Annotated in this window: 17 protein-coding genes and 1 riboswitch; of the genes, 8 read left to right on the top strand and 9 right to left on the bottom strand. The window is 61.8% G+C overall.

Annotated features, from left to right (window positions below; genetic code table 11):
- Positions 1-66 precede the first annotated feature (66 nt).
- The 3 genes from KUF55_RS18280 to KUF55_RS18290 all read right to left on the bottom strand — a co-directional run bounded on the left by KUF55_RS18280 (position 67) and on the right by KUF55_RS18290 (position 3,441).
- Positions 67-1,479 carry an NAD(P)/FAD-dependent oxidoreductase gene (locus KUF55_RS18280; RefSeq protein WP_218817590.1) on the bottom strand — a complete coding sequence of 471 codons (1,413 nt, stop codon included), beginning with the start codon at positions 1,477-1,479 and terminating at the stop codon, positions 67-69.
- On the bottom strand, positions 1,469-2,908 hold the full coding sequence (locus tag KUF55_RS18285; protein WP_218817591.1) for a glycosyltransferase family 87 protein: 1,440 nt from the start codon (positions 2,906-2,908) through the stop codon (positions 1,469-1,471). Before KUF55_RS18285 ends, KUF55_RS18280 begins: the two co-directional genes overlap by 11 nt.
- Before the next feature lie 86 nt (positions 2,909-2,994).
- Positions 2,995-3,441 (bottom strand): SRPBCC family protein, encoded by a 447-nt coding sequence (locus KUF55_RS18290; protein WP_218817592.1) that lies wholly within the window; start codon positions 3,439-3,441, stop codon positions 2,995-2,997.
- Positions 3,442-3,649: 208 nt separating this feature from the next.
- On the opposite strand from KUF55_RS18290, the gene KUF55_RS18295 reads away from it, so the two are divergent.
- The gene (locus KUF55_RS18295) at positions 3,650-5,377 is read left to right on the top strand and encodes an alkaline phosphatase D family protein (RefSeq protein ID WP_255557179.1); all 1,728 of its coding nucleotides are present in this window, start codon (positions 3,650-3,652) and stop codon (positions 5,375-5,377) included.
- Between the two features lie 8 nt (positions 5,378-5,385).
- Here KUF55_RS18295 and KUF55_RS18300 read toward each other — a convergent pair whose 3' ends face one another.
- From KUF55_RS18300 to KUF55_RS18310, 3 genes are all read right to left on the bottom strand, one after another.
- Positions 5,386-6,339: an acyl-CoA thioesterase gene (locus KUF55_RS18300; protein WP_218817593.1), complete on the bottom strand. Its 954-nt coding sequence runs from the start codon at positions 6,337-6,339 to the stop codon at positions 5,386-5,388.
- A 930-nt stretch (positions 6,340-7,269) separates the two neighbouring features.
- Entirely contained in the window at positions 7,270-7,824 is a 555-nt protein-coding gene (locus KUF55_RS18305) for an NAD(P)H-dependent oxidoreductase (RefSeq protein WP_370630929.1), read from the bottom strand.
- A gap of 156 nt (positions 7,825-7,980) precedes the next feature.
- The gene (locus KUF55_RS18310; protein WP_218817594.1) at positions 7,981-8,676 is read right to left on the bottom strand and encodes a TetR/AcrR family transcriptional regulator; all 696 of its coding nucleotides are present in this window, start codon (positions 8,674-8,676) and stop codon (positions 7,981-7,983) included.
- Between the two features lie 425 nt (positions 8,677-9,101).
- Between KUF55_RS18310 and KUF55_RS18315 the strand changes: the two genes are divergently transcribed.
- Genes KUF55_RS18315 through KUF55_RS18335 form a run of 5 tightly spaced genes read left to right on the top strand, consistent with a single transcriptional unit; the run spans position 9,102 to position 14,925 of the window.
- On the top strand, positions 9,102-9,881 hold the full coding sequence (locus KUF55_RS18315) for a DeoR/GlpR family DNA-binding transcription regulator (RefSeq protein WP_218817595.1): 780 nt from the start codon (positions 9,102-9,104) through the stop codon (positions 9,879-9,881).
- Entirely contained in the window at positions 9,878-10,864 is a 987-nt protein-coding gene (locus tag KUF55_RS18320; RefSeq protein ID WP_218817596.1) for a 1-phosphofructokinase family hexose kinase, read from the top strand. Before KUF55_RS18315 ends, KUF55_RS18320 begins: the two co-directional genes overlap by 4 nt.
- On the top strand, positions 10,861-12,909 hold the full coding sequence (locus KUF55_RS18325; RefSeq protein ID WP_218817597.1) for a fructose-specific PTS transporter subunit EIIC: 2,049 nt from the start codon (positions 10,861-10,863) through the stop codon (positions 12,907-12,909). Before KUF55_RS18320 ends, KUF55_RS18325 begins: the two co-directional genes overlap by 4 nt.
- Positions 12,906-14,594, top strand: coding sequence for a phosphoenolpyruvate--protein phosphotransferase (locus KUF55_RS18330; RefSeq protein ID WP_218817598.1), 1,689 nt, complete (start codon positions 12,906-12,908; stop codon positions 14,592-14,594). Before KUF55_RS18325 ends, KUF55_RS18330 begins: the two co-directional genes overlap by 4 nt.
- 55 nt (positions 14,595-14,649) lie before the next feature.
- Complete coding sequence (locus tag KUF55_RS18335) at positions 14,650-14,925, top strand: HPr family phosphocarrier protein (RefSeq protein WP_132360691.1); 276 nt, start codon at positions 14,650-14,652, stop codon at positions 14,923-14,925.
- A gap of 106 nt (positions 14,926-15,031) precedes the next feature.
- Here KUF55_RS18335 and KUF55_RS18340 read toward each other — a convergent pair whose 3' ends face one another.
- The gene (locus KUF55_RS18340; protein ID WP_132360693.1) at positions 15,032-15,349 is read right to left on the bottom strand and encodes a multidrug efflux SMR transporter; all 318 of its coding nucleotides are present in this window, start codon (positions 15,347-15,349) and stop codon (positions 15,032-15,034) included.
- Between the two features lie 12 nt (positions 15,350-15,361).
- A riboswitch (guanidine-III (ykkC-III) riboswitch) is annotated at positions 15,362-15,427 on the bottom strand.
- A gap of 229 nt (positions 15,428-15,656) precedes the next feature.
- Between KUF55_RS18340 and KUF55_RS18345 the strand changes: the two genes are divergently transcribed.
- Positions 15,657-16,208, top strand: coding sequence for a hypothetical protein (locus KUF55_RS18345; RefSeq protein WP_218817599.1), 552 nt, complete (start codon positions 15,657-15,659; stop codon positions 16,206-16,208).
- Between the two features lie 113 nt (positions 16,209-16,321).
- Here KUF55_RS18345 and KUF55_RS18350 read toward each other — a convergent pair whose 3' ends face one another.
- Both KUF55_RS18350 and panD read right to left on the bottom strand, forming a co-directional pair.
- A complete protein-coding gene (locus tag KUF55_RS18350; RefSeq protein WP_132360697.1) occupies positions 16,322-18,010 on the bottom strand; it encodes a long-chain-fatty-acid--CoA ligase in 1,689 nt (562 codons plus the stop codon).
- Between the two features lie 47 nt (positions 18,011-18,057).
- The gene (panD, locus tag KUF55_RS18355; protein WP_132360699.1) at positions 18,058-18,480 is read right to left on the bottom strand and encodes an aspartate 1-decarboxylase; all 423 of its coding nucleotides are present in this window, start codon (positions 18,478-18,480) and stop codon (positions 18,058-18,060) included.
- Positions 18,481-18,951: 471 nt separating this feature from the next.
- On the opposite strand from panD, the gene KUF55_RS18360 reads away from it, so the two are divergent.
- Positions 18,952-20,397, top strand: a complete 1,446-nt coding sequence (locus KUF55_RS18360; RefSeq protein WP_132360710.1) for a GntP family permease — start codon at positions 18,952-18,954, stop codon at positions 20,395-20,397.
- The last annotated feature ends 18 nt before the right edge of the window (positions 20,398-20,415 follow it).

The raw sequence follows: 20,415 nt of genomic DNA on the forward strand, positions 1-20,415 counted from the left end.
GTGCAGAAATTCTTGCTACAGCCTGCCAGTCTATGCCGGAGTCCCCGCGGTGAAGTGGTTGGGGCCCTATGAATGAAACCCGAACTCGTGGCGCAGGGCGCTTTGTGCGGCCAAATAGCCACACATGCCGTGGACCGCTGGTCCCGGCGGGGTGGAACTGGAGGCGAGATAGATGCCCTTGGCCGGGGTTCGCCACGGATCGGGCGAAAGTACGGGACGTGCCAGCATGCCCCGTAGGTCGGTCGCCCCACCGGAAATGTCACCACCCACCAAGTTGGGGTTCTGCACCGCTAATCCGGGAGCAGTGGTGGTTTGAACATGATCGATGGTGTTGATGAAGCCGGGAGCCACGACTTCCAGCTGTCGATTCATGGTCTCACTCATATCCCCGGGGTATCCGTTGGGTACGTGGGTATAGGCCCACAGCACGTGTTTGCCCGCAGGCGCCCGGGAGGAATCAAAGGCGCTGGGCTGCGAAACGATGACGTAGGGGCCCGCGGAGACGCGGGTGCGGATCCGGCGTTCGTCGCGTCCGATCTGCCCCGCGGTGCCTCCGAGGTGGATGGTGCCAGCCTGGGCCAGTTCTGAGTTGCGCCATGGGACCGGGGCGTTGAGCACGTAATGAACCAGGCACGAGCCCGGTCCTCTACGGGTGCGGTTGAGGACCGCCGAGTACTTCTGCGGCAGCGCGCTGCCTGCGATCTTGGCCAACGCCTCGGGTGAGGAATCAAAGATGACGGTCTTTTCCGGGATCTCGGCTCGATCGGTGACCTCGGTGTTCAGTTCAATGTGCCCACCGGCCTCAACAAACATCGCAGCCAAAGCGTCGGAGATGGATTGGGAGCCGCCGAGCGGAAGCGGCCACCCCCCGGCATGCGCGGATGCTGCCAGGAAGAGCCCAGCGCCCCAGGCACTCGGGCCCCTGCCGCCACCGGCGGCGTGGGCGGAACATCCGGCGATCATTGCCGCGGCCAGTTCCCCGGTTCCCAGCCCCGGAATCATCAGTTGGGCCGCACGCAGACCAAAAACAGCAAGCGCTTCAAGCTCTCGTGGTCGGCGTAGCAGGGGGTGCAGCAGAAGCTCCGCTGTGCCTTCCATCCGCTTGACCACCGGCTTCAGGAGCCTGCGGTAACCGGGCCCGTCGTGGCCTAATCCTTGGACGGTCCGCTCCAAATCCCGCCACCCGATCCCCACCTGGCCCTCGGGCATCGCGTGAGCAAAGGAGATCTCCGGGAGAACAAAATTCACGCGTTCGGCCAACCCGATCTCGGCAAAAAACGGGGAGAGCAACGCCATGGGGTGTACCGCGGAACCCACATCATGAATCGCGCCTCGGTAGCCCAGCTCGTGGGTGCGGGCCGCGCCGCCGATGGTGCTATTGCGTTCCAGCAGCCTGACCGAGAGTCCCGCCCGGGCCATGGTCAGGGCCGCTGCCAACCCGTTGGGTCCTGCACCCACCACCGCCACGTCATAGGCCACGGGTGCTCCGTAGGACAAAGCTGTCCCGGGCGCCGGCGAAGGCGCCGGCCTGCGGATCTACCTGTCCGGAGCGGCGCACGGGGTCGAGCCTGGGGTCAAACATCGAGGCACAGATCCTGTACATGAGCCACCCGGTGGCGATCATGTGCCCCAGCACGGCAAGTACGTAGAAGGACGTCGGGAACGCGTTTGAGGCCTGAATGTCGGCGGTGGTGGCATAGAGGTACATCCAGATCGCCCAGAAATGCAGAACCTCAAAAAGCTGCCAGATCAGGAAGTCTTTCCACTTCGGCCAGGCGAGTGCGGCCAACGGGATCAGCCACACCACAAATTGTGGGGAGTAGACCTTGTTGAACATGATGAAGGACGCGACGATCAGGAATACCAGTTGACTCAGTCTCGGTGCCACCGGGGCTCGTAAGCCCAGGAAGGCGATGCCCGCGCAGCAGGCCACAAAGAGTCCCATGGCCAGCACGTTGATCACTCCGGCATCCAGCGTATTCATCCCCGGAACTTCGGCGGCGGTGACGTTGTAGATGTGCCAGAAGGAGGAGAGCCCAGCGCCGCGGTCCTCGGTGAAGGTGAAGAAGTGTTTCCACGCGTCGAAGTTCGCCACTGCCATGGGCGCATTGACCGCCACCCAGGACAGGGCTGCCCCGGCTAGAGACACCCACAGTGGCCGGTAGCGCCCGGAGCGGATAGCCAGGACGATCACCGCTCCGAAGAAGAGCAGGGGGAAGACTTTCATGGCCGTGCCCAACCCAATGAGTACTCCGGCGAGGAAGGTGAGTTGGCGGGCCCAGGCCAGCATCGCCAGGGCTAGGAACGCAACGGCCCACATATCCCAATTGATGGTGGAGGCGAGTATCAGTCCGGGTGCCAAGGCCACCATGGCGGCATCCCATGGTCGACGGCCCGCTGCACGTGCCGTGGCGATGACCACCACCATCCACAGGGAGGCAACAATCAACAGGTTCACATCGAAGAAGGCTAAGGCCCTGTCGAATTCCCCCTGTGGAACCAGCGCTGCGGTGGCCGATGCCACCACGGACATCAGGACCGGGTATTCGAATTGGGCGCCGTCGGCGAAGGGAGCAAACGCATTCTCCGCGAACCCTCGGGCATGGAATAGCGCCGTCCAGTCCGAATAACAGGCCCATTGATAGGAGTTGGTACCGCCCCAACCATTTAGCCGGCACGCATTTTTTGCCAGTACCGCAAGGAGCACGCCGATGATCGTGAAAATGATCAGCACGCGTTCGATGGTGAAGAACCCCGGGGTGGTCATCCCCGGTTTTGCATGCTTTCCCAGGGGGCCGCCAATGACCTCCGTGAACCGTTTCAGGAAGACATCGCTGCGGCTGGGCACAGAAATGCGCATCGGGGCGGTTCCCCGTTTCGGCGGGCCGGGGGCGGTTGAGCGGGTCATGGTTTTCAGCCTAGTAGGTCGATCGGTCAATGCCCCGCCTCCGGCCCCGCGGCGCGCGTTCCCCCCACTCCCGCGCGGCCCGGCGCTTACCGTCCCTCGTTGGGGAACAGCGCGGCTAGCCGCTCGAGGGTTCGTTCCATGTTCTGCCCGGTGGTCCGGGTGAAGCCCAGGAGCCGAATCATCCATTTGTGCCGCAACCGGCTGGCATCCCAGGTTTCGCTGACGGTTGTCCCGGAGTCATGGGGTTCTAGTTCATAGCGCCAGCGGTGCCCGCTGAAGTGCCGCCACGCAATCACCCGGTCTTGCTCGTATTCGACCACGGTGTTGCTGATCCGGTAGGGCACGCCCAGGCGCATCTGCATGCCGAACTCGCTGCCTAAAACGAGCCGTTGCACCTGCCCTGTTGTTGCCCGAACCGTTCCGGATCCGTCGATGACCGGATGCATCGCCGGATTCGCGAGCACGTCGAAGATCTCATGCGGGGTGGCGGCGATCAATCGCTGGCGGGTTTGGAGATATGCGGAGGGACTCATGAGCCCATCCTATGCATCTGCCGCGTCTTCGTGTCCCACTATGCGGCGATCCCGAAGATTGAGGTTCTGGTGCTTGAGTGGCGCTTGTCGTCGCCACTCAAGGGCTGGGACATGGGTCGGCCACCCGAGGTCCATCGATTATGGGTCTATACCGATCGATTCCGTTGTGCCATTCTGGTGTTCACCGGCGCTACCGGAGGGAATGCTGATGAGCAGTGGATTCACACCGACCGGCTCGCCGCCGGTGATCGCCGGGGGCCTGCTGCTTGGCCCCATGCTCCGTTACGTTGATGACACCAGTGCCAGTATCTGGGTGGAAACCGCCGCGTCCTGCACCGTCGAGATTCGTTCCGGTACGGAGGCTTGGCAGGCGGCGACCTTTGTGGCGCACGGCCACCACTACGCCCTGGTTGAGGTCTGGGGACTGGAGGCGGGCAGCTTGCGTCCCTACACGGTGCACCTCGACGGAGATCTGGTCTGGCCCATCGAGGACGGATTCCCCGGATCGATGATCTCCACCCTGGATCCGGCCAAGGAACCACGGCTGGCTTTCGGATCCTGCCGCACGAGTGTTTCCCATGACGAATCCGGCAATCGCACCCACGGGATCGACGCGATGCGCGCCTATGCCCTGTCCATGGCCGCACCGGGCCATGGCCACTGGCCCGATCTGATGCTGTTCCTCGGCGATCAGGTTTATGCGGACTCCACCAGCGACGAAATGCAGGAATTCATCCGCAGACGGCGCAACATCAAGGAAGCACCAGGGCCCGAGCTGAAGGATTTCGAGGAATACGCCCACCTGTATCGCCTAGCGTGGTCGGACCCGGCCAATCGCTGGCTTCTCTCAACCCTGCCCAGTGCCATGATCTTTGATGACCACGATATCCGCGACGACTGGAATTCCTCGCTGGGTTGGAAACACAAGATGCAGGAGACCAGTTGGTGGCACCAGCGTATTGTTTCCGGGCTCGGCTCGTACTGGATCTATCAGCACCTGGGCAACCTTTCGCCCGTTCAGCGGGCGGCAGATCCGCTGTGGCAGCGCATCGTGAACCACACGGGTCTCGGCGAGTTTGATCTATCGGCGGACCTCGACGAGTTTGCGAAGCGCGTGGAGTCCGTGCCGGAAAGCTACAGCTGGAGTTTTTGCCGGGATTGGGATGAGGTGCGCCTGATCGTGGTGGATTCCAGGGCGGCGCGCAAGCTTGAACCCGAACGGCGTGCCCTGCTTGATCCTGTGGAAATTGCCTGGCTAGATGAGCAGATGCGTGGCGGATTCCGCCACCTACTCATTGGCACCTCGCTGCCGTTCCTGCTGCCGATGGGCCTGCACCACGTGGAATCGTGGGACGAAGCCATCTCTAACCCCAACCGTGGGCGGCTCCGGTCGTGGTTGGGCGAGCGGTTGCGCCGACGTTTTGATCTTGAACATTGGGCCGCGTTCCAGCGCAGTTTCCAGGAGGTGGCCAGGTTCGCCACCGAGGTTGCCGACGGCCAACGCGGGCCCGCCCCGCAGACCGTCACGTTCCTCTCCGGGGACGTGCACTTCTCCTACGTCTCCGAGGTCGAACGCGAGGGCGGCAGCCGGATCCTGCAGGCGGTTTGTTCCCCGATCCGCAATCCGCTGCCACCGTTCCTGCGCTACTTTGCCGCGGCCTTGGCCTTTGGGCCAGCGGTCCCGTTCGGTGCGTGGATGGCGTCTTTGGCGCACGTGCCAAACCCACCGTTTGCCTGGAAACTCATCAAGGGGCCCTGGTTCGACAACAACCTGGCCATCCTCGAGGCCAGCGCAGACGGGCTGGCCCTGAGCTGGCTCGCCGGCGTGGCTCGGGATAAGAACCCGGCGCACCCCGGGCTGAAAACCGTTGCCACCGCATCCCTGGGGACCCGCCGAGACGGCGCCCTGCAACAGGACCCGCCAGCGGGGCGGTAGCAACTGCCTCAGTACACGCGCGCCGTGACAAACCCCAACGGGGCCAGCTCGGCGCGCCGGCAAATCAGATCCACGGCGTGAGCATCCAGGCGCTTGTCCTCCTCGTTGACAGGCACCAGCTGCCGCACCTCGGAAGCTCGCCCGGATTCGTCGCGGGTAACAAAGATGGTCATGCATTGCGTCGTATCGCGCCATTGGGTTTCACGCGGGTCCCGCGCCCGCACATGCACGGCAATATGCATCGAATGCGGGCCGGTATGGATCAACCTGGCCTCGAGTTCAACGATGTCGCCAATGTGGATGGGGTTCATGAAGTGGATGCCACCGGAGTAGACGGCCACCGCATCTTTGCCGGACCAGCCCATGGCGCAGGCCCGAGCGACCTCGTCGATCCAACGCATGACGATTCCGCCGTGCGCGTTTCCGCCCCAGTTCACGTCGCTCGGCGAGGCCAAGAAGCGGAATTTCTCTCGCGGCGCGGTGCCAGCATCCGTGTATTCCTGGGCCCGCATGGCGTCGCGGATCTCCGCACGCACGGCAACACGATCAGCAGCTCCTTGGGCCAGCTGAGCACCTTCTGCGTCGACCGGCACCCACCGCGGGACGGTCTTGGCCCGACGGTTTTCGTCCATCGCCACGAAGACCAGAATGCAGTCCATGGCGGGCCTAAAGATTCGTTCACGCACGTCGGCGGCGTCGACGGTGACTACAACCTGCATGCTGCTGCGCCCGGTGTGCACAATCCGTGCCGTGACCTCGATCAGGTCGCCATTTTCGATGGGCCGGGTGAAGTGGACGTTTCCGACGTAGGCGGTGACGCAATAGCCCCCGGAATAACCGACGGCGCAGGCGTAGCCGGCCTTGTCGATCCATTCGAGAACACGTCCAGCCTGCACCGTGACCCCGTCTTCGGAAACATCAGTAGGGGCGGCCAGGAAGCGCAGCGTGATCACGTCATTCATGGCTACATACTAGCTACGAGGCGAGTTTTGACGTTGTTTCATTGCTCGACGGCTACTCGAAGATGATCCATTCGAGGCGAGGCTTCGTCCGCTCCACCAAAACTGGTTCGAATCTTTCCGGGGCCTAGAGCATTCGACGCACTTGCCGCGGCGCCTCCAGCGCTACCGCCACAGCTGGCACGGACCCGACAACACTGATGACAATGGCGACTTCGTTGTGATTTCTCTTGCGACGTTTTCTAGGTCCAAATCGGACAGAAGTTTATTTTGTTTTTAAAGAAAACAAGAAACTTAACTGACAATATCCACAAGAAATTTAGTTCTCGATGGACCATATTTCGCACCGGAAAATTTCGTCGAAACTCGCCAACATTGCGCTGCGTTAGTTTAACCATGGAATCACCAATATCGATTTATTGATCATTTTCGCGCGCCACACATAAGACCGAACATAGCCGGACAATCTGACGGTTGTAATCATATCTTTCGACGCCTTAAATACCTCTCATATAATCCGAACGAGCGACGCAAATTCTCTTTCTTATCCAGCAGCAAAAGGTGAAGTTATTGAACACAATTTGGTCAGTATAATTAAATCATTGGCAAATATCATTACTTACGTAATGACCGAAACTGAAAATGTGCTCGACTTGAGATCGAAAAATGCGCACCGATACGGTGAGAGTCATTTGACCCGCAAAAGGGCTCCAAAAAAGCAAGCGACTACCTTGCGGTCAAACCGATCCTGACGCGTCGAAAAAGCGAAAGTTGATCGGCAAGATCTTGGACTGATGGTGCTGAGCCCTTCAGAAAACGGGGTTCTACATCGTTCGGGGCTTAGAAACACGTGTGGCCGGCACCCTTTCGGATGCCGGCCACACAATAACTCATAGACCGACTTAGGTCAGCGAGAAAACCTTCGACTCGAAATTAGTTGCTTTCGGCCACTGCACGAATGCCCTGAAGCACCTCTGCGACCTGGGAGGCAACCTCAGCGTCGTCCTTCGGGTGGAGCTCGGCGAAGCGGACCACGGAGTTGGGGATGGAGAGCTTAACGTCCTCGAGAACGTTGGCGCCAGCGATGGTCAGTGCCTTGCGAGCTTCATCCTGGGCCCAGACGCCACCGTACTGGCCGAACGCGGTTCCGATGACCACCGACGGAAGATCCTTCAGGGCTCCAGCGCCGAACGGGCGGGACAGCCAGTCAATGGCATTCTTCAGGACGGCAGGCATGGTGCCGTTGTATTCCGGGGAAACGAGCAGCAAGGCATCCGCTTCAGCAGCAGCAGCGCGCAGTTCAACGGCAGCGGCCGGAACCTGACCTTCAACGTCCTGGTCTTCGTTGTAGAAGGGGAGGTTCTCCAGTCCGGAGTAGACGTTAACGTCAACGCCGTCAGGTGCGTTCAAAGCGGTGGCTTCGGCGAGCTGGCGGTTCGTCGAACCGTTGCGCAGGGATCCGACGAGGGTGAGGACGGTGGTTGCCATGATGAAATCTCCCATTGTTGAGGGGCCGCGGTGGCTACTCGTTGCGGTCACCGCGGAAAGTTTGACGTATCAATCAAAGTGAACGAGGCAATGTCGCAGTCAATTCCCGGACCCAGCGTGACATGCGGCACTACCGACCATCACGTGCTCCCATACTCAGGCAGCCGGCCGCATCCCCTCAATCAATAGCTGCAGTGCGCGATGGCTCAGCTCTGCTCGGTCCGGAGCGTCAACGGGCACTGCGGAGTGGACCATGGCCATCATGAGCAGCAGGTCTGTATGCCGGAAATCATCACGGACCACGCCCACTGCGAGTGCTCGCTCGACCAGCAATTCCAATTGCTCGGTTAGCTTTATTTCCATTTCACTCAGCGCGGCGAGCAGTTCTTCGGGCGTGGACCCACGGGCCCATCCGGCACTGCCGACGTAACCACCCAGGATTAGTTCTCGCATTCCTCGGTCTGCGGCCAACTGAGCTGAGGTCACGCGGAGAAAATGCTCAATTCCCTCCCAGGGATGGGTATAGCTATTCGCGGCGACAGCAAAATCACCCCTGTCAAGAATGTGCCGACGGTAGACGTCCAGAATCAAGACGTCCTTGTCGCGGTACCGGCGGTAGAGCGTCGCAACTCCAACACCGGCGATCCTAGCGATCTCCGACAGCGGCACTCCAAGGCCCTTGATCGAGAACAGCTCATGCGCGCAGCCGCGCAGAATCTCATCCCGATCCATCGCCAGTGCTTCTTCGGGCACCGTTGCGCTCATATCCATCTGGGCAGCGCGGCGGCCCGATGATGCTGGATTAGTTACGGTCTTTGCTAACAAGGAACTGATGAGTCCACCACTTTTCATACACAGGGGTCTTGGCGAGTATAACGCGACCGGCACCGAGGAGGAACTAGGATTCTGCTGCGTATCCTCGGGGAGGAATACCTATTCCTTCCGGTGCTATACCCGCGGCGTGAGCCGCTCATCACGACATCGAATGCCTCTCAATCCCCCCCCCGCTAGTTATCCGACCATGCGTCACCTTGGCCCTCGAACCCGGGATACCCCAAAGCGCGCCGACGATCGCCGATCCCCAAGATAGAGAGAAGAGCGTCCGCAAAGGACGGGCCCTAGTCCTTCGTACGGAAGATGGGGATTGCGCCGAGATCACCAATCTGTGTTTTTCTGCTTTTATGTGGTTTTGTGTTGACATTGCGTAAGGAATGCCCCTAAAGTCATACGAACACAGATCGTCGTGACTCGCATCACCTTACCCGGAGGCCCACACAGTGTTTGCCGAAGAACGCCACCGTCTCATCACCGAGCAACTCGCCGCGCAGGGCAAGGTCGGAGTCGCCGATCTGTCCGAGCGCTTTGGCATCACGCGTGAAACCGTTCGTCGCGACCTCGCCCAGCTCGAGCAGCAGGGCGTCTTGCGTCGAGTACACGGTGGAGCCGTTGTGGCCTCAAAAACCAGTACCGCCGAACAAAGCCACACGGCCCGCACTACCCAGAACCACGAAGCCAAGCAGCGTATCGCTACCAAGGCGCTCGAGTTACTCCCCCAGGGTGCAACATCGATCGTGCTTGACGCCGGAACCACCACCGAACTTTTTGCTGGGCTCTTGGCTGACGAACTGGCTTCCCAACGGGCCGCCGAACTTCTGGTGATCACCCACGCGCTGCCCATCGCCCTGCGGATCTCCCCCACGATGCAGCTTGAGTTGATTGGTGGGCGGGTTCGCGGACTGACCAGCGCCGCCACCGGCAACCACACACTTGTCCAGCTGGACGGATTACGCCCAGACATTGCCTTTGTCGGCGCCAACGGCTTAGACGCCACCTTCGGTCTCAGCACCCCCGACTCGCTCGAAGCTGCCGTCAAGACGGCCATCGTCGGTTGCGCTCGACGCGTTGTACTGCTGGCAGATTCCAGCAAGTTAGGTGAAACCGCGTTGGTTCGCTTCGCCACGCTGGCCGATATCGACACCTTAGTTACCGATGCAGCACCCGACGCCGATCTGGCAGCAGCCCTCGAAGCTGCCGACGTTGAGGTGGTGTTGGCATGATCGTCACCCTCACCATGAACCCGAGCATGGACCGGACCATCGAGCTGAGCCACCCGCTACAGCGCGGTGGCGTCCAACGAGCCCAATCACTGACCTCGCAGGCCGCCGGCAAGGGCGTCAATGTGGCCCGGGCACTGGCCTCCGCTGGCGTCCCAACACTTGCGGTATTACCCGGAGATCCACATGATCCGGTGATCGTGGGACTCATTGACTGCGAACTGCCGCACGTGGCACTGCCGATCGGTCAGGCCCTGCGCACCAATCTGACCCTGGCCGAAGCTGACGGCACCACCACCAAGATCAACGCCCCGGGCCCGCTGCTGGATAACACCCACCAACGCGCCCTGATCGATCAGGTACTGCTGTCCGCCGATGGGGCCAACTGGTTGATCATGGCCGGATCTCTGCCCCCGGGTGTCCCCGATAGCTTCTACGCCACGCTCGTGGCCGAGGTCCGGCGCACCTTGGGATCACGGGCCCCGCGCATCGCCGTAGACACCTCCGGCGCACCATTGATCGCCCTCTTTGCCGCAGGGCCCGAATGCGCACCGGATCTGGTCAAGCCCAATGCCGAGGAACTCGCCGAACTCACCGGACACGGCACCGAAGAAACCCTCGAGGCCGACCCCCAGCTAGTTGTGGAGGCAGCCGGACGGCTCATCAGCCACGGCACAGCTGCCGTACTGGCAACCCTGGGCTCCAAGGGTGCCGTGCTGGTGACCGCCTTGGGAAGTTGGCACGCTCGCCACCCACCGGTCACCGCGCGTAGCACCGTCGGTGCGGGAGATTCGGCCTTGGCCGGATACCTCTTGGCCGATGCCCAAGGCTTGGCACCCGCCGAGTGTCTACGCCAGGCGGTCGCCCATGGATCCGCCGCCGTCTCCTTGCCGGGATCCACGATCCCCGCCCCCGAACACACCAACCCGCGCGCCGTAACCGTCGCCGCGCTCTCCGCTCCGCTCACCACCGAAGGAAAGCCATGACCTCTCTGATCACCGAAGAGCTCGTCCTGCTCGATGCGAACCTTGGAGGAACCAGCACCGAGGTCATTGCCAAGCTCGCTGAACGCGTAGTTGCTCAAGGCCGCGCCACCGACGTCATCGCCCTGCAGGGCGACGCGGTGGCCCGTGAATCCAAGACCGCCACCGGGGTTCCCGGCGGAATTGCCATTCCCCACTGCCGCTCCACTGCCGTCACCGTCCCGACCCTGGCCATGGCCCGGCTGAATCCGGCCGTCGACTTTGGTGCCAAGGACGGCGCAGCCGACCTGATCTTCTTCATCGCTGCCCCCGATGGCGCCGACAAGGAACACCTGAAGCTGCTCTCCAAGCTGGCCCGCTCGCTGGTCAAGAAGGACTTCACCGCCGCACTGCGCGCCGCGCAGAACCCGGCGGAGATCGTGGCGCTGGTTGAGGCCGCCATCACTCCGGCTCCCGCGGCCGAAGCATCCGCACCGGCCACCGCAGCTCCCAGTACACCGGCCCCCGCGGGCCAGCGCCGCCTGGTCGCCGTGACCGCCTGCCCCACCGGCATCGCCCACACTTACATGGCCGCCGATTCCCTCGTGGCAGCAGCAGCCGAGGTAGGGGTCGATCTGCAGGTCGAGACCCAGGGATCCTCCGGGGCCACCCCGCTTGACCCCGCCGTCATTGCCGCCGCCGAAGCGGTCATTTTTGCCGTTGACGTTGATGTGCGCGACAAGTCCCGCTTTGCCGGCAAGCCGCTGATCCAGTCTCCGGTCAAGCGTGGCATCGATGAGCCGGCCGTGATGATCGCCGAGGCCTTGGCCGCGGCCCAAGACCCGAACGCGCGCCGAGTCCCGGCAGCTAGCGGATCCTCCGATGCGACTTCCTCCTCATCGAGTGGTGGACGCGAAAGCGTCGGAGCGGCGCTGAAGCGCGCGCTGCTCACCGGCGTCAGCTACATGATCCCGTTTGTTGCCGGTGGCGGTCTACTGATCGCGCTGGGCTTCCTGCTTGGCGGATACGCCATCACCACCGTGGCCGATGACATCTTGGCCGCAAATACGCTCTTCAACCTGCCCGGCGCCGACATGGTGACAACCCTTGATGCCAAGTTCGGCCCGCTGGGCGTGTACCTCGGCGCCGTCGTCTTCAAGATCGGCGCGCTCTCAATGAGCTTCCTGGTCCCGGCGTTGGCCGGTTACATCGCCTATGCCTTTGCCGACCGTCCGGGTCTGGCACCCGGCTTCACCGCCGGTGCGGTGGCTGGCTTCATGGGCGCCGGCTTCCTCGGTGGCATCGTCGGCGGTTTGATCGCCGGACTTGCTGCCCGCTGGATCGGTTCCTGGTCCGTTCCACGTTGGATGCGCGGTCTGATGCCGGTGGTCATCACCCCACTGTTGGGTTCCATCATTGCCTCGGGTCTGATGTTCCTGCTGCTCGGCGGACCCATCGCGTCGTTGACCACGGGTTTGAACAGCTGGCTGTCGGGAATGTCCGGTGCTGCTGCAGCCCTTCTTGGTCTGATCCTTGGCCTGATGATGGCCTTCGACTTGGGCGGTCCGGTTAACAAGGTGGCCTACTCCTTCGCCGTTGCTGGTCTGGGTGCGGGCGCAGCAGCCAACCAGGCACCGTGGCAGATCATGGCAGCCGTCATGGCTGCGGGCATGGTTCCACCGCTGGCCTTGGCCTTGGCCACCTCGCTTGATCGTCGACTCTTCTCCAATGCCGAACGCGAAAACGGCAAGGCCGCCTGGCTGCTGGGAGCCGCCTTCATCTCCGAAGGTGCCATCCCGTTCGCCGCTGCCGATCCGCTGCCCGTGATTCCCGCCAGCATGCTCGGTGCCGGTGTTACCGGAACCATGATCATGAGCATGGGCGTCACCTCTCAGGCGCCGCACGGCGGGATCTTCGTCTTCTTCGCCATCGGTAACCTCGCAATGTTCGTGGTCTCCATTATCGTGGGCACCATCATCAGCGCCCTCGCAGTCATCGCCCTGAAGCGATACGCCCGCAAGACTCCGATCGCAGCAGCAGATCTAGCTCAGGAGAAGGTGGCCGCATGAGCGAGTCTTTCGCCGGAGTCGGAGTCAGCGCCGGACGGGTCATTGGCCCGGTCCGTCGGATGCCAGATCCGATCATCGCCCCCGCCGACGGCGCTCCACTGCCCGCCGGAGTCAGCATCGAAGAGGAATCGGCACGACTGGCCCAGGCCACCGCGGCGGTTGCCGCGGGATTAAAGGAACGCTCCGCCGCCGCCACCGGCGACGCAGCGGCAGTCCTGAAGGCCACGGCACTGATGGCCTCGGATCGAACCTTGCTGAAGTCGGCCACCAAGCTGGTGGCCTCCGGAACCAACGCCGAATCGGCCATCTGGGAGGCGGCGGAAGCCGTCGCCATGCAGCTGACCGGCCTGGGCGGTTACATGGCCGAACGCGCCACCGACGTCCTGGATGTCCGCTCCCGGATTGTCGCGCAACTGCGCGGCGTCCCGGCACCGGGAATCCCGGACAGCGACGAGCCATTTGTGCTCTGCGCGGTTGACCTGGCACCGGCGGACACCGCCACCCTCGATCCGGCACGCGTACTGGCCCTGGTCACCAGCGACGGCGGACCGCAGTCGCACACGGCGATCATCGCGCGTTCGCTCGGTCTGCCGGCGATCGTCGCGGCCAGCGGAACCACGGTGCTCAGCGACGGAGACATCCTCTTTGTGGACGGCATTGATGGCACCGTGGTGCGCGCACCTGGTGCCGAGGAAGAAGCGCTGGCGCAGGCCTACGCCTCCCGTGTTGCCCTGCCGGAGTTCAACGGCAGCGGCGCACTGAAGGATGGTCATGCCGTGCCCCTGCTGGCCAATGTCGGTTCCGGAGCCGATGCGCAGACAGCAGCCGCAGCCGGAGCCCAGGGCGTGGGCCTGTTGCGCACCGAGTTCTGCTTCCTGGGCCGGGATACCGAGCCGTCTCATGAGGATCAGGTCAGCGCGTACAAGGCAGTGTTTGATGCGTTTGGCGGCTCCAAGGTTGTCGTCCGCACCCTTGATGCTGGGGCGGATAAACCGCTGCCCTTCCTCACCGACGACTCGGAACCTAACCCGGCCTTGGGTGTGCGCGGCTACCGAACCGATGGCTCCGTCCCGGGTGTTTTGGATCGGCAGCTGAAGGCCATCGCCGAAGCGGCCGACGGCTCGGCCGCCGATGTGTGGACCATGGCTCCCATGATCTCCACCCCGGCGGAGGCCGCGGCCTTCGCGGCCATGTGCAAGGATGCCGGACTCAAAACCCCCGGAGTCATGGTGGAGGTTCCCTCCGCGGCACTGCTGGCACGGCAGGTTTGCGCGGAGGTGGACTTCGCGTCCATTGGCACCAACGATCTCACCCAGTACACGATGGCGGCAGACCGCCAGCTCGGTGCGTTGGCCGCGCTGAACGATCCATGGCAGCCGGCGGTGCTGCACCTGATCAAGGCGACCTGCGACGGAGGTGCGGCCGTTGAAAGCGGACCGCGCCCGGTCGGAGTATGTGGCGAGGCCGCGGCCGACCCGGCACTGGCAGTTGTCCTCGTCGGGCTCGGGGTGGCTACGCTGTCCATGAACCGCCGTGCTCTTCCGGCTGTTGCCGCCATTCTCAAGACCGTTGATCTTCCCGGAGCCCGACGCATCGCAGAACTGGCACTGAACGCCGCATCGGCCGATGACGCCAGGAATGCCGTGCGCAACGAGCTGCCCGAGCTTGATATGTTCGGGCTCTGATCGTCCTTTAATCCGTACTAATCCACACAGAACACCAGAATCAAGGAGAAATACCATGGCAGAACGTATCGCCACCATCGCCAGCCGCGTCGGCCTGCACGCCCGTCCGGCAGCCATCTTCGCCGAGGCCGCAGGCGACCAGCCGCTGGAGGTCACCATCGCTTTGGAAGGCGAGCCGATCGAGGACGCGTTGGATGCTTCGAGCATCCTTTCGCTCATGGGTTTGGGTGCCGAATACGGCACCAAGGTAGTACTCCGTGCCGAGGGTGAGGGCGCTGAAGCCATCCTCGAATCCCTGGCTGGCGTGTTGGAAACCGACCACGACGCCTAGTCACCAACGCCAGCGGCCCGGCAGAAACCATTGTGGTTTCTGCCGGGCCGCTGCTTTTTCACCCGAAAATCTTGGCGGTCAGACGTCGTCGGTTCTCGCCGGAGAGTTAGGCGTGCAGGGACTTCAAGCCCACGACGCCACCAACAATCATCAGCAGGAAAATCACCTTCAGGATCGAGATGGATTCCACGCCGGTCGCCATCGCATAGATAACCGTCAGAGTCGCGCCAATGCCGACCCACACGGCGTACGCAGTACCAACGGGCAGATCGCGCATCGCATAGGCCAATCCGGCCATGCTGAGCAGCAGTCCCACCCCAAAAACAATGGTGGGCGCTACTTTAGTGAATCCGTCGGATTTGCCCAGCGCCGTAGCCCAGACGGCCTCAAGAACACCGGAAAGAATCAGAATAAACCAGGACATGACAAGACTCCTCGTGGGCCGTCTTGTCGCACACCGGGTACGGCACCCATCGTCCGGAATCCCCTGTCGGGATGATTCCACGATGTCACACGCCACGGATCGGGGGCAAGCATCTCTGCTGGTCAGATCGGTCACCAAAGACACGGACCCTCCGCCACCGGCCCAGACGCAGGGGGCTTATCAAACCAGTCTTGTCGAAAACGATTCTCACTACACAAATGTCGGCGCTTCTATGTAGTCTCATCACATTCAATGGTTGCCTTTTCAACTAAAAGGTTGCTGGCTTCACTCGCGAAGGAAATGTTCCATGTCAGAATCCAATAACACGCCGACAGCGCACCGCCTTATCGGTGCCCTAAACCACGGGTCGGGGTCATCGAATCGTGCGATGGCCCAACTATCCGGACGACCGAAAAGCCAAAAACACTTTGACCCACACGCCTACCGCGCGGTCGTCTGGCTCCTCGTCGCCATCGCCGCAGTCACCGTATGGTTTGCGGCTCCCACTGGCGGTGAAGCGTCCGACTGGTCAGGTGACATGACCGTCGCTGAATTCAGTAAGACTGCCAACGATAAATCCACCGAAGGAGCTCCACAGCAACAAGTGGTGAACGGTTGGTTCGTCGCGGATACGATTCCTATCCTTTCTGAACAGGTTTCTGCCCTGCACACCTCCTTGAACTCAGGACGAATTCCGGGGTTGATGCTGGTCTTCGGACTGGGCTACTGTGCAGATGTGGTCGGTCGGTCGCTTGCCTCTGCAAGTCAGCGCCAACGATTCAAAGGCTCATCAGTGGGCACCGGTAGGGAGCCCGCGGAAGACTCATCCGCCGTCTCTGATGGCACCGCCACGCAGTAGTCGCTGATACAGACATGGCCGCGGTGGGGCGTCCGGCTTCTGCCATACGCCCCACCGCGGCCCCATTGTTGGTTTGTAACCGGGCGAAAGCGCCCAGACGCTTCCCGCGCCAACTATAGGTTCGGGGAAGCCTGCTCCCGTACCTGCTTGCGTAGGATCTTGCCGAGCATCGAACGGGGTAAATCATCGATCACCACCACCCGCTTGGGAACCTTGTAACCGGCCAGCTGAACGCGGCAATACTCGCGGATGCCCGCCTCATCCAGCGCGGCGCCGGGTTCAAGCTCCACCGCTGCAACCACCATTTCACCGCCGCGTTCCAGCGTCTTGCCGAAGACGGCAGCATCCTTGACGTCCGGGTGGGAGCGCAATACCGATTCAACCTCGGAGGGTGAGACGTTAAATCCGCCGGTGATGATCAGTTCCTTGGCGCGGTCCACGATGGTGGTGAAGCCATCTTCATCCACCGTCACCACGTCTCCGGTTCGCAGCCATCCATCGGGTGTCAGCGATTTGGCGGTTTCCTCGGGGTTATTCCAGTATCCGGCGAACACCTGGGGTCCCTTGAGCAGCAATTCGCCGGGCTGGCCCTGCTCTACCTCAACTTCCGGATCATCCAGGTCCACGACCTTCATCAGCGTCGAGGGGAACGGCACACCGATGGTGCCGGTACGACGCGTGGGGTGGAACGGGTTTCCCAGCGCCACAGGTGAAGACTCGGTCATCCCATAGCCCTCCACCAGCAGTCCGCCGGAGACCGATTCCCAGAGTTCAACCACCGAATCGGGCAGGTTCATGGCTCCCGAGATGCAGTACTTGGCGGAGCGCAGCGACACGCCCTTTTCCTTGGCGGCCAGCGCCGTACGCTCGTAGATCGGCGGGACAGCGCAGTAGACGGTTGCCGGTGACTTTTTCATCGCGGCCAGGATGAGATCCGGGTCAAATTTCGGGAAGAGTACCAACAGGCCCTGCTTCTTCACCCCGAAGGTCAGGTACAGCGTCATGCCGAAGGCATGGAACATGGGCAAGATCGCGTAGAGGATCTCATGACGCTCCTGGGCTCCTGCCATCCAGGCCTCGCCCTGCAACGCATTGGAGTACAGGTTGAAGTGTGTGAGCATGGCACCCTTCGGGGTGCCGGTGGTCCCGGAGGTGTATTGAATCACCGCGAGGTCTTCCACGGACGGACGCGGGTGGGAATCTGCGAGTCGATCGGCGCTGAGCAGTTCCTTGAAGGACATGGTGCCAGGGGCCGGGGCCGTCAGGGCATCCTTCGAGGCGCGGATCTTCTTCAGCGGCAGTTTTAAGGCAAGTCGCTTGATGGCAGGGAAGGCTTCGAGCAAATTCACCGAGATCAGCGCGTCGATGCGCACGTCCTGGGGGAACTGGCGCACCGAATCCGCTGCCTTATCCCAGGCGATCACCACGCGGGCCTGGTGGTCCTCGAATTGGTGGCGCAGCTCGCGTGAGGTGTACAGCGGGTTGTGTTCCACAACTACCGCTCCCAGACGCAGCACGGCGTAGAACGCGATGACATGTTGCGGGCAGTTGGGGAGGATCAGGGCGACCCGGTCCCCCGCGACTACCCCGAGCCGCCGCAGTCCCTCTGCCGCGCGCGTTACCTGCTCGCCGAGTTCGCGGTAGCTGGTGCGTCGCCCAAAGAATTCGGTGGCCGGGGAATCGCCCGCCGCAGCTACGGAACGCTCAAACATCACGCTGAGCGATTCGGTGGGGAGCTCGATTTCGGCGGGGACGCCCGGCTGGTAGTTCTTGGTCCACAGGTGGGCGGAAGTATTCTCCATACTTCCATCATGCCGCCAATGAGGGGCGCTAATAAACTTCTAGGGGATTAAGCGTTGGCAAAAATCGCGAATGGCGGTGTTTCTAGGCCGTCAGTGAGCGCCTCGGCGGGATCGCTGCCCAAGGCTTTGATGGCATTTTTGCCGTCTACGTGCACCACAGAGGGCTTGAAACTGCGGGCTTCAGCATCGCTCATGGAGGCATAGGTGATGATGATGACCAGATCGCCGATGTTGACCAGATGAGCTGCGGCACCGTTGATACCGATCACCCCCGAGCCACGTTCTCCGGCAATCGCGTAGGTCTCCAGACGGGCACCGTTGGTGACATCGACGATGGAGACAAGCTCACCGGGCAGAATGTCGGCAGCGTCAAGCAGATCCGCATCAATGGTGATGGATCCGACGTAGTGCAGGTCAGCATGGGTGACGGTGGCACGGTGGATCTTGGACTTAAACATGGTGCGCTGCATGGGGGGATCTCCTGGAGGGGTGTAGTGCAGGCGGGGCAATCTTCCTTGACTGCCCACCTCGAGGCTCCGGTCAGGTGGAATGGGGATGAACCGGCGCCTAGGACATTCTAAACCGGCAGCCTTTGGCTTGTCTGTGACGCATTGGGGTTGGAGATCTCTGCGGTTCTTCGTTATGTATCGCGGCAGAATCAATGTGTTAACGACCGTTTAAACACCCGAATCCGTCCACTGGTTCATTGGCGGCCGGCCGGCCCCTGGCTCCCGATGCATCCGAAAACTCAGGTCACTCGCGTAATTGACTCCACCCCAGAGAATCGGTCGGCGCGAGAACGGAAGATCATGAAGCGACTTCATGACCGCCACACCCAAAACAACAGTTTACATTGTGGGTTCAAACTCATAGTATGAGTTTCACAAAGTGGCGCTCATCACTTTATGCGCTCGCCCCCTCACCTCATGATCGGATCCCCAATGTCAGAAACTGCGATTCTGATCAACACCGCTGTGGCCGTCCTGGCCACAGTGCTGCTGATTGTTAGATTCAAGGTCAATCCCGTAATCGCTCTGGTCTTGGGATCGCTTTACCTCGGATTATCGACCGGGCTCGGCATCACGAAAACCATCGAAACCATCACTGGTGGATTCGGCGAGATCATGGTGGAAGTCGGATTGCTGATTGCCTTCGGCGTTCTCATGGGATCGATTCTGAACGAGACGGGTGCCATCAGGAGGCTCGTTGAGCATCTCCTACGGGTCTTCGGCCCCAAGGCCCTCCCCTACACCATGGCTCTGGCCATTGGAACGGCGCTGCAGTCGATCTTCCTTGACGTGCTTCTGGTGATTTCAGCACCTCTGGCCCGGCGCATGGCTCCAAAAATCGGCAAACTCGGAACCGCACGCATGGCTGCCGCCATGGCAATCGCCTTGGAATGTGGCATCGTTTTCATGGTTCCCGGCGTCGCATCGCTTGCCCTTGCGGGTCTACTCGGCGTGCCTCTGGGAAAAATGCTGATCTTCGGGTTCCTTGTCGTCGTCCCGACCATCATTATTTCCATCGCCATCATGTCATTCCTGTTCAAACGAGGATTCTGGAAATCGGACCGCGATGAGCAACACCTCTTCGACGAAGAGGACTTCCCTCGGGCCACCTCCGGCACACCCCACGGACCGGCAGCCTATGGAATTTCCGCCACCGGCACAGAGTCCAGCGGCGAAAGCACGGATCTGACGGGTGCGCCCGGCACAGTAGTCGTGGCGGAACGCGAAAAGCGGGAAGCGCCCCTCTTGCTGCTTTTCACACCGCTACTCCTCTCCTTGCTGTTGATCGGCAGTGGAGCAGTGGTTGAAATCTTTGGTCTAGAAATAGCTCCGCTGCAGCTTGTGGGCCACCCCGTCGTGGCCCTGCTGATCGGTTTGATTGGGACCACCCTGGTCGGCCGTTACACCGTGGGGCAGAAAAGCGTCGAGAACGCCATCTCCTCCGGGTTCAAGGAAAGTGGACAGATCCTCTTGCTCACCGGCGTGGGCGGATCACTTGCAGCAACGGTTGCCGCGGCGGGACTCGGGGACATCCTTGGAGGATTCTTCTCGGCGAGCGCAGTTGCCCCGCTTCTGGTCGTTTGGGCCATTGCAGCAGTTCTTCACATCGCCGTTGGTTCCGTGACGCTCTCCGCCATTACCGCAGCAGGATTGCTGGCACCGATCGCACCCGCTCTGGGCATCGACCCGGTACTCATTGCCCTGGCCGCTGGCGCGGGCTCCCTGTTCATGGTTCACGTCACGTCCAATACCTTCTGGCTCCTGCAGTCGTTGCTGGGCCAAACGGTTCGTGGCGCACTAAAAACCGTTACCTTCGGTGTTTCCGTCGCCTCCGTGGTCGCCATGCTCGTGGTCCTGGCGCTCAGCATCTTCATCTAACTTCTCTCCCACATACCT

This window comes from Paeniglutamicibacter sp. Y32M11 (assembly GCF_019285735.1).
In the GTDB taxonomy this organism is placed as follows: domain Bacteria; phylum Actinomycetota; class Actinomycetes; order Actinomycetales; family Micrococcaceae; genus Paeniglutamicibacter.

Excerpts from the sequence above, each read along its gene's own strand:
- KUF55_RS18285 (WP_218817591.1), bottom strand. The coding sequence starts at position 2,908 with ATGACCCGCTCAACCGCCCCCGGCCCGCCGAAACGGGGAACCGCCCCG.
- KUF55_RS18290 (WP_218817592.1), bottom strand. The coding sequence starts at position 3,441 with ATGAGTCCCTCCGCATATCTCCAAACCCGCCAGCGATTGATCGCCGCC.
- KUF55_RS18295 (WP_255557179.1), top strand. The coding sequence starts at position 3,650 with ATGAGCAGTGGATTCACACCGACCGGCTCGCCGCCGGTGATCGCCGGG.
- KUF55_RS18300 (WP_218817593.1), bottom strand. The coding sequence starts at position 6,339 with ATGAATGACGTGATCACGCTGCGCTTCCTGGCCGCCCCTACTGATGTT.
- KUF55_RS18305 (WP_370630929.1), bottom strand. The coding sequence starts at position 7,824 with ATGGCAACCACCGTCCTCACCCTCGTCGGATCCCTGCGCAACGGTTCG.
- KUF55_RS18310 (WP_218817594.1), bottom strand. The coding sequence starts at position 8,676 with ATGAAAAGTGGTGGACTCATCAGTTCCTTGTTAGCAAAGACCGTAACT.
- KUF55_RS18320 (WP_218817596.1), top strand. The coding sequence starts at position 9,878 with ATGATCGTCACCCTCACCATGAACCCGAGCATGGACCGGACCATCGAG.
- KUF55_RS18325 (WP_218817597.1), top strand. The coding sequence starts at position 10,861 with ATGACCTCTCTGATCACCGAAGAGCTCGTCCTGCTCGATGCGAACCTT.
- KUF55_RS18330 (WP_218817598.1), top strand. The coding sequence starts at position 12,906 with ATGAGCGAGTCTTTCGCCGGAGTCGGAGTCAGCGCCGGACGGGTCATT.
- KUF55_RS18335 (WP_132360691.1), top strand. The coding sequence starts at position 14,650 with ATGGCAGAACGTATCGCCACCATCGCCAGCCGCGTCGGCCTGCACGCC.
- KUF55_RS18340 (WP_132360693.1), bottom strand. The coding sequence starts at position 15,349 with ATGTCCTGGTTTATTCTGATTCTTTCCGGTGTTCTTGAGGCCGTCTGG.
- KUF55_RS18345 (WP_218817599.1), top strand. The coding sequence starts at position 15,657 with ATGTCAGAATCCAATAACACGCCGACAGCGCACCGCCTTATCGGTGCC.
- KUF55_RS18350 (WP_132360697.1), bottom strand. The coding sequence starts at position 18,010 with ATGGAGAATACTTCCGCCCACCTGTGGACCAAGAACTACCAGCCGGGC.
- panD (WP_132360699.1), bottom strand. The coding sequence starts at position 18,480 with ATGCAGCGCACCATGTTTAAGTCCAAGATCCACCGTGCCACCGTCACC.
- KUF55_RS18360 (WP_132360710.1), top strand. The coding sequence starts at position 18,952 with ATGTCAGAAACTGCGATTCTGATCAACACCGCTGTGGCCGTCCTGGCC.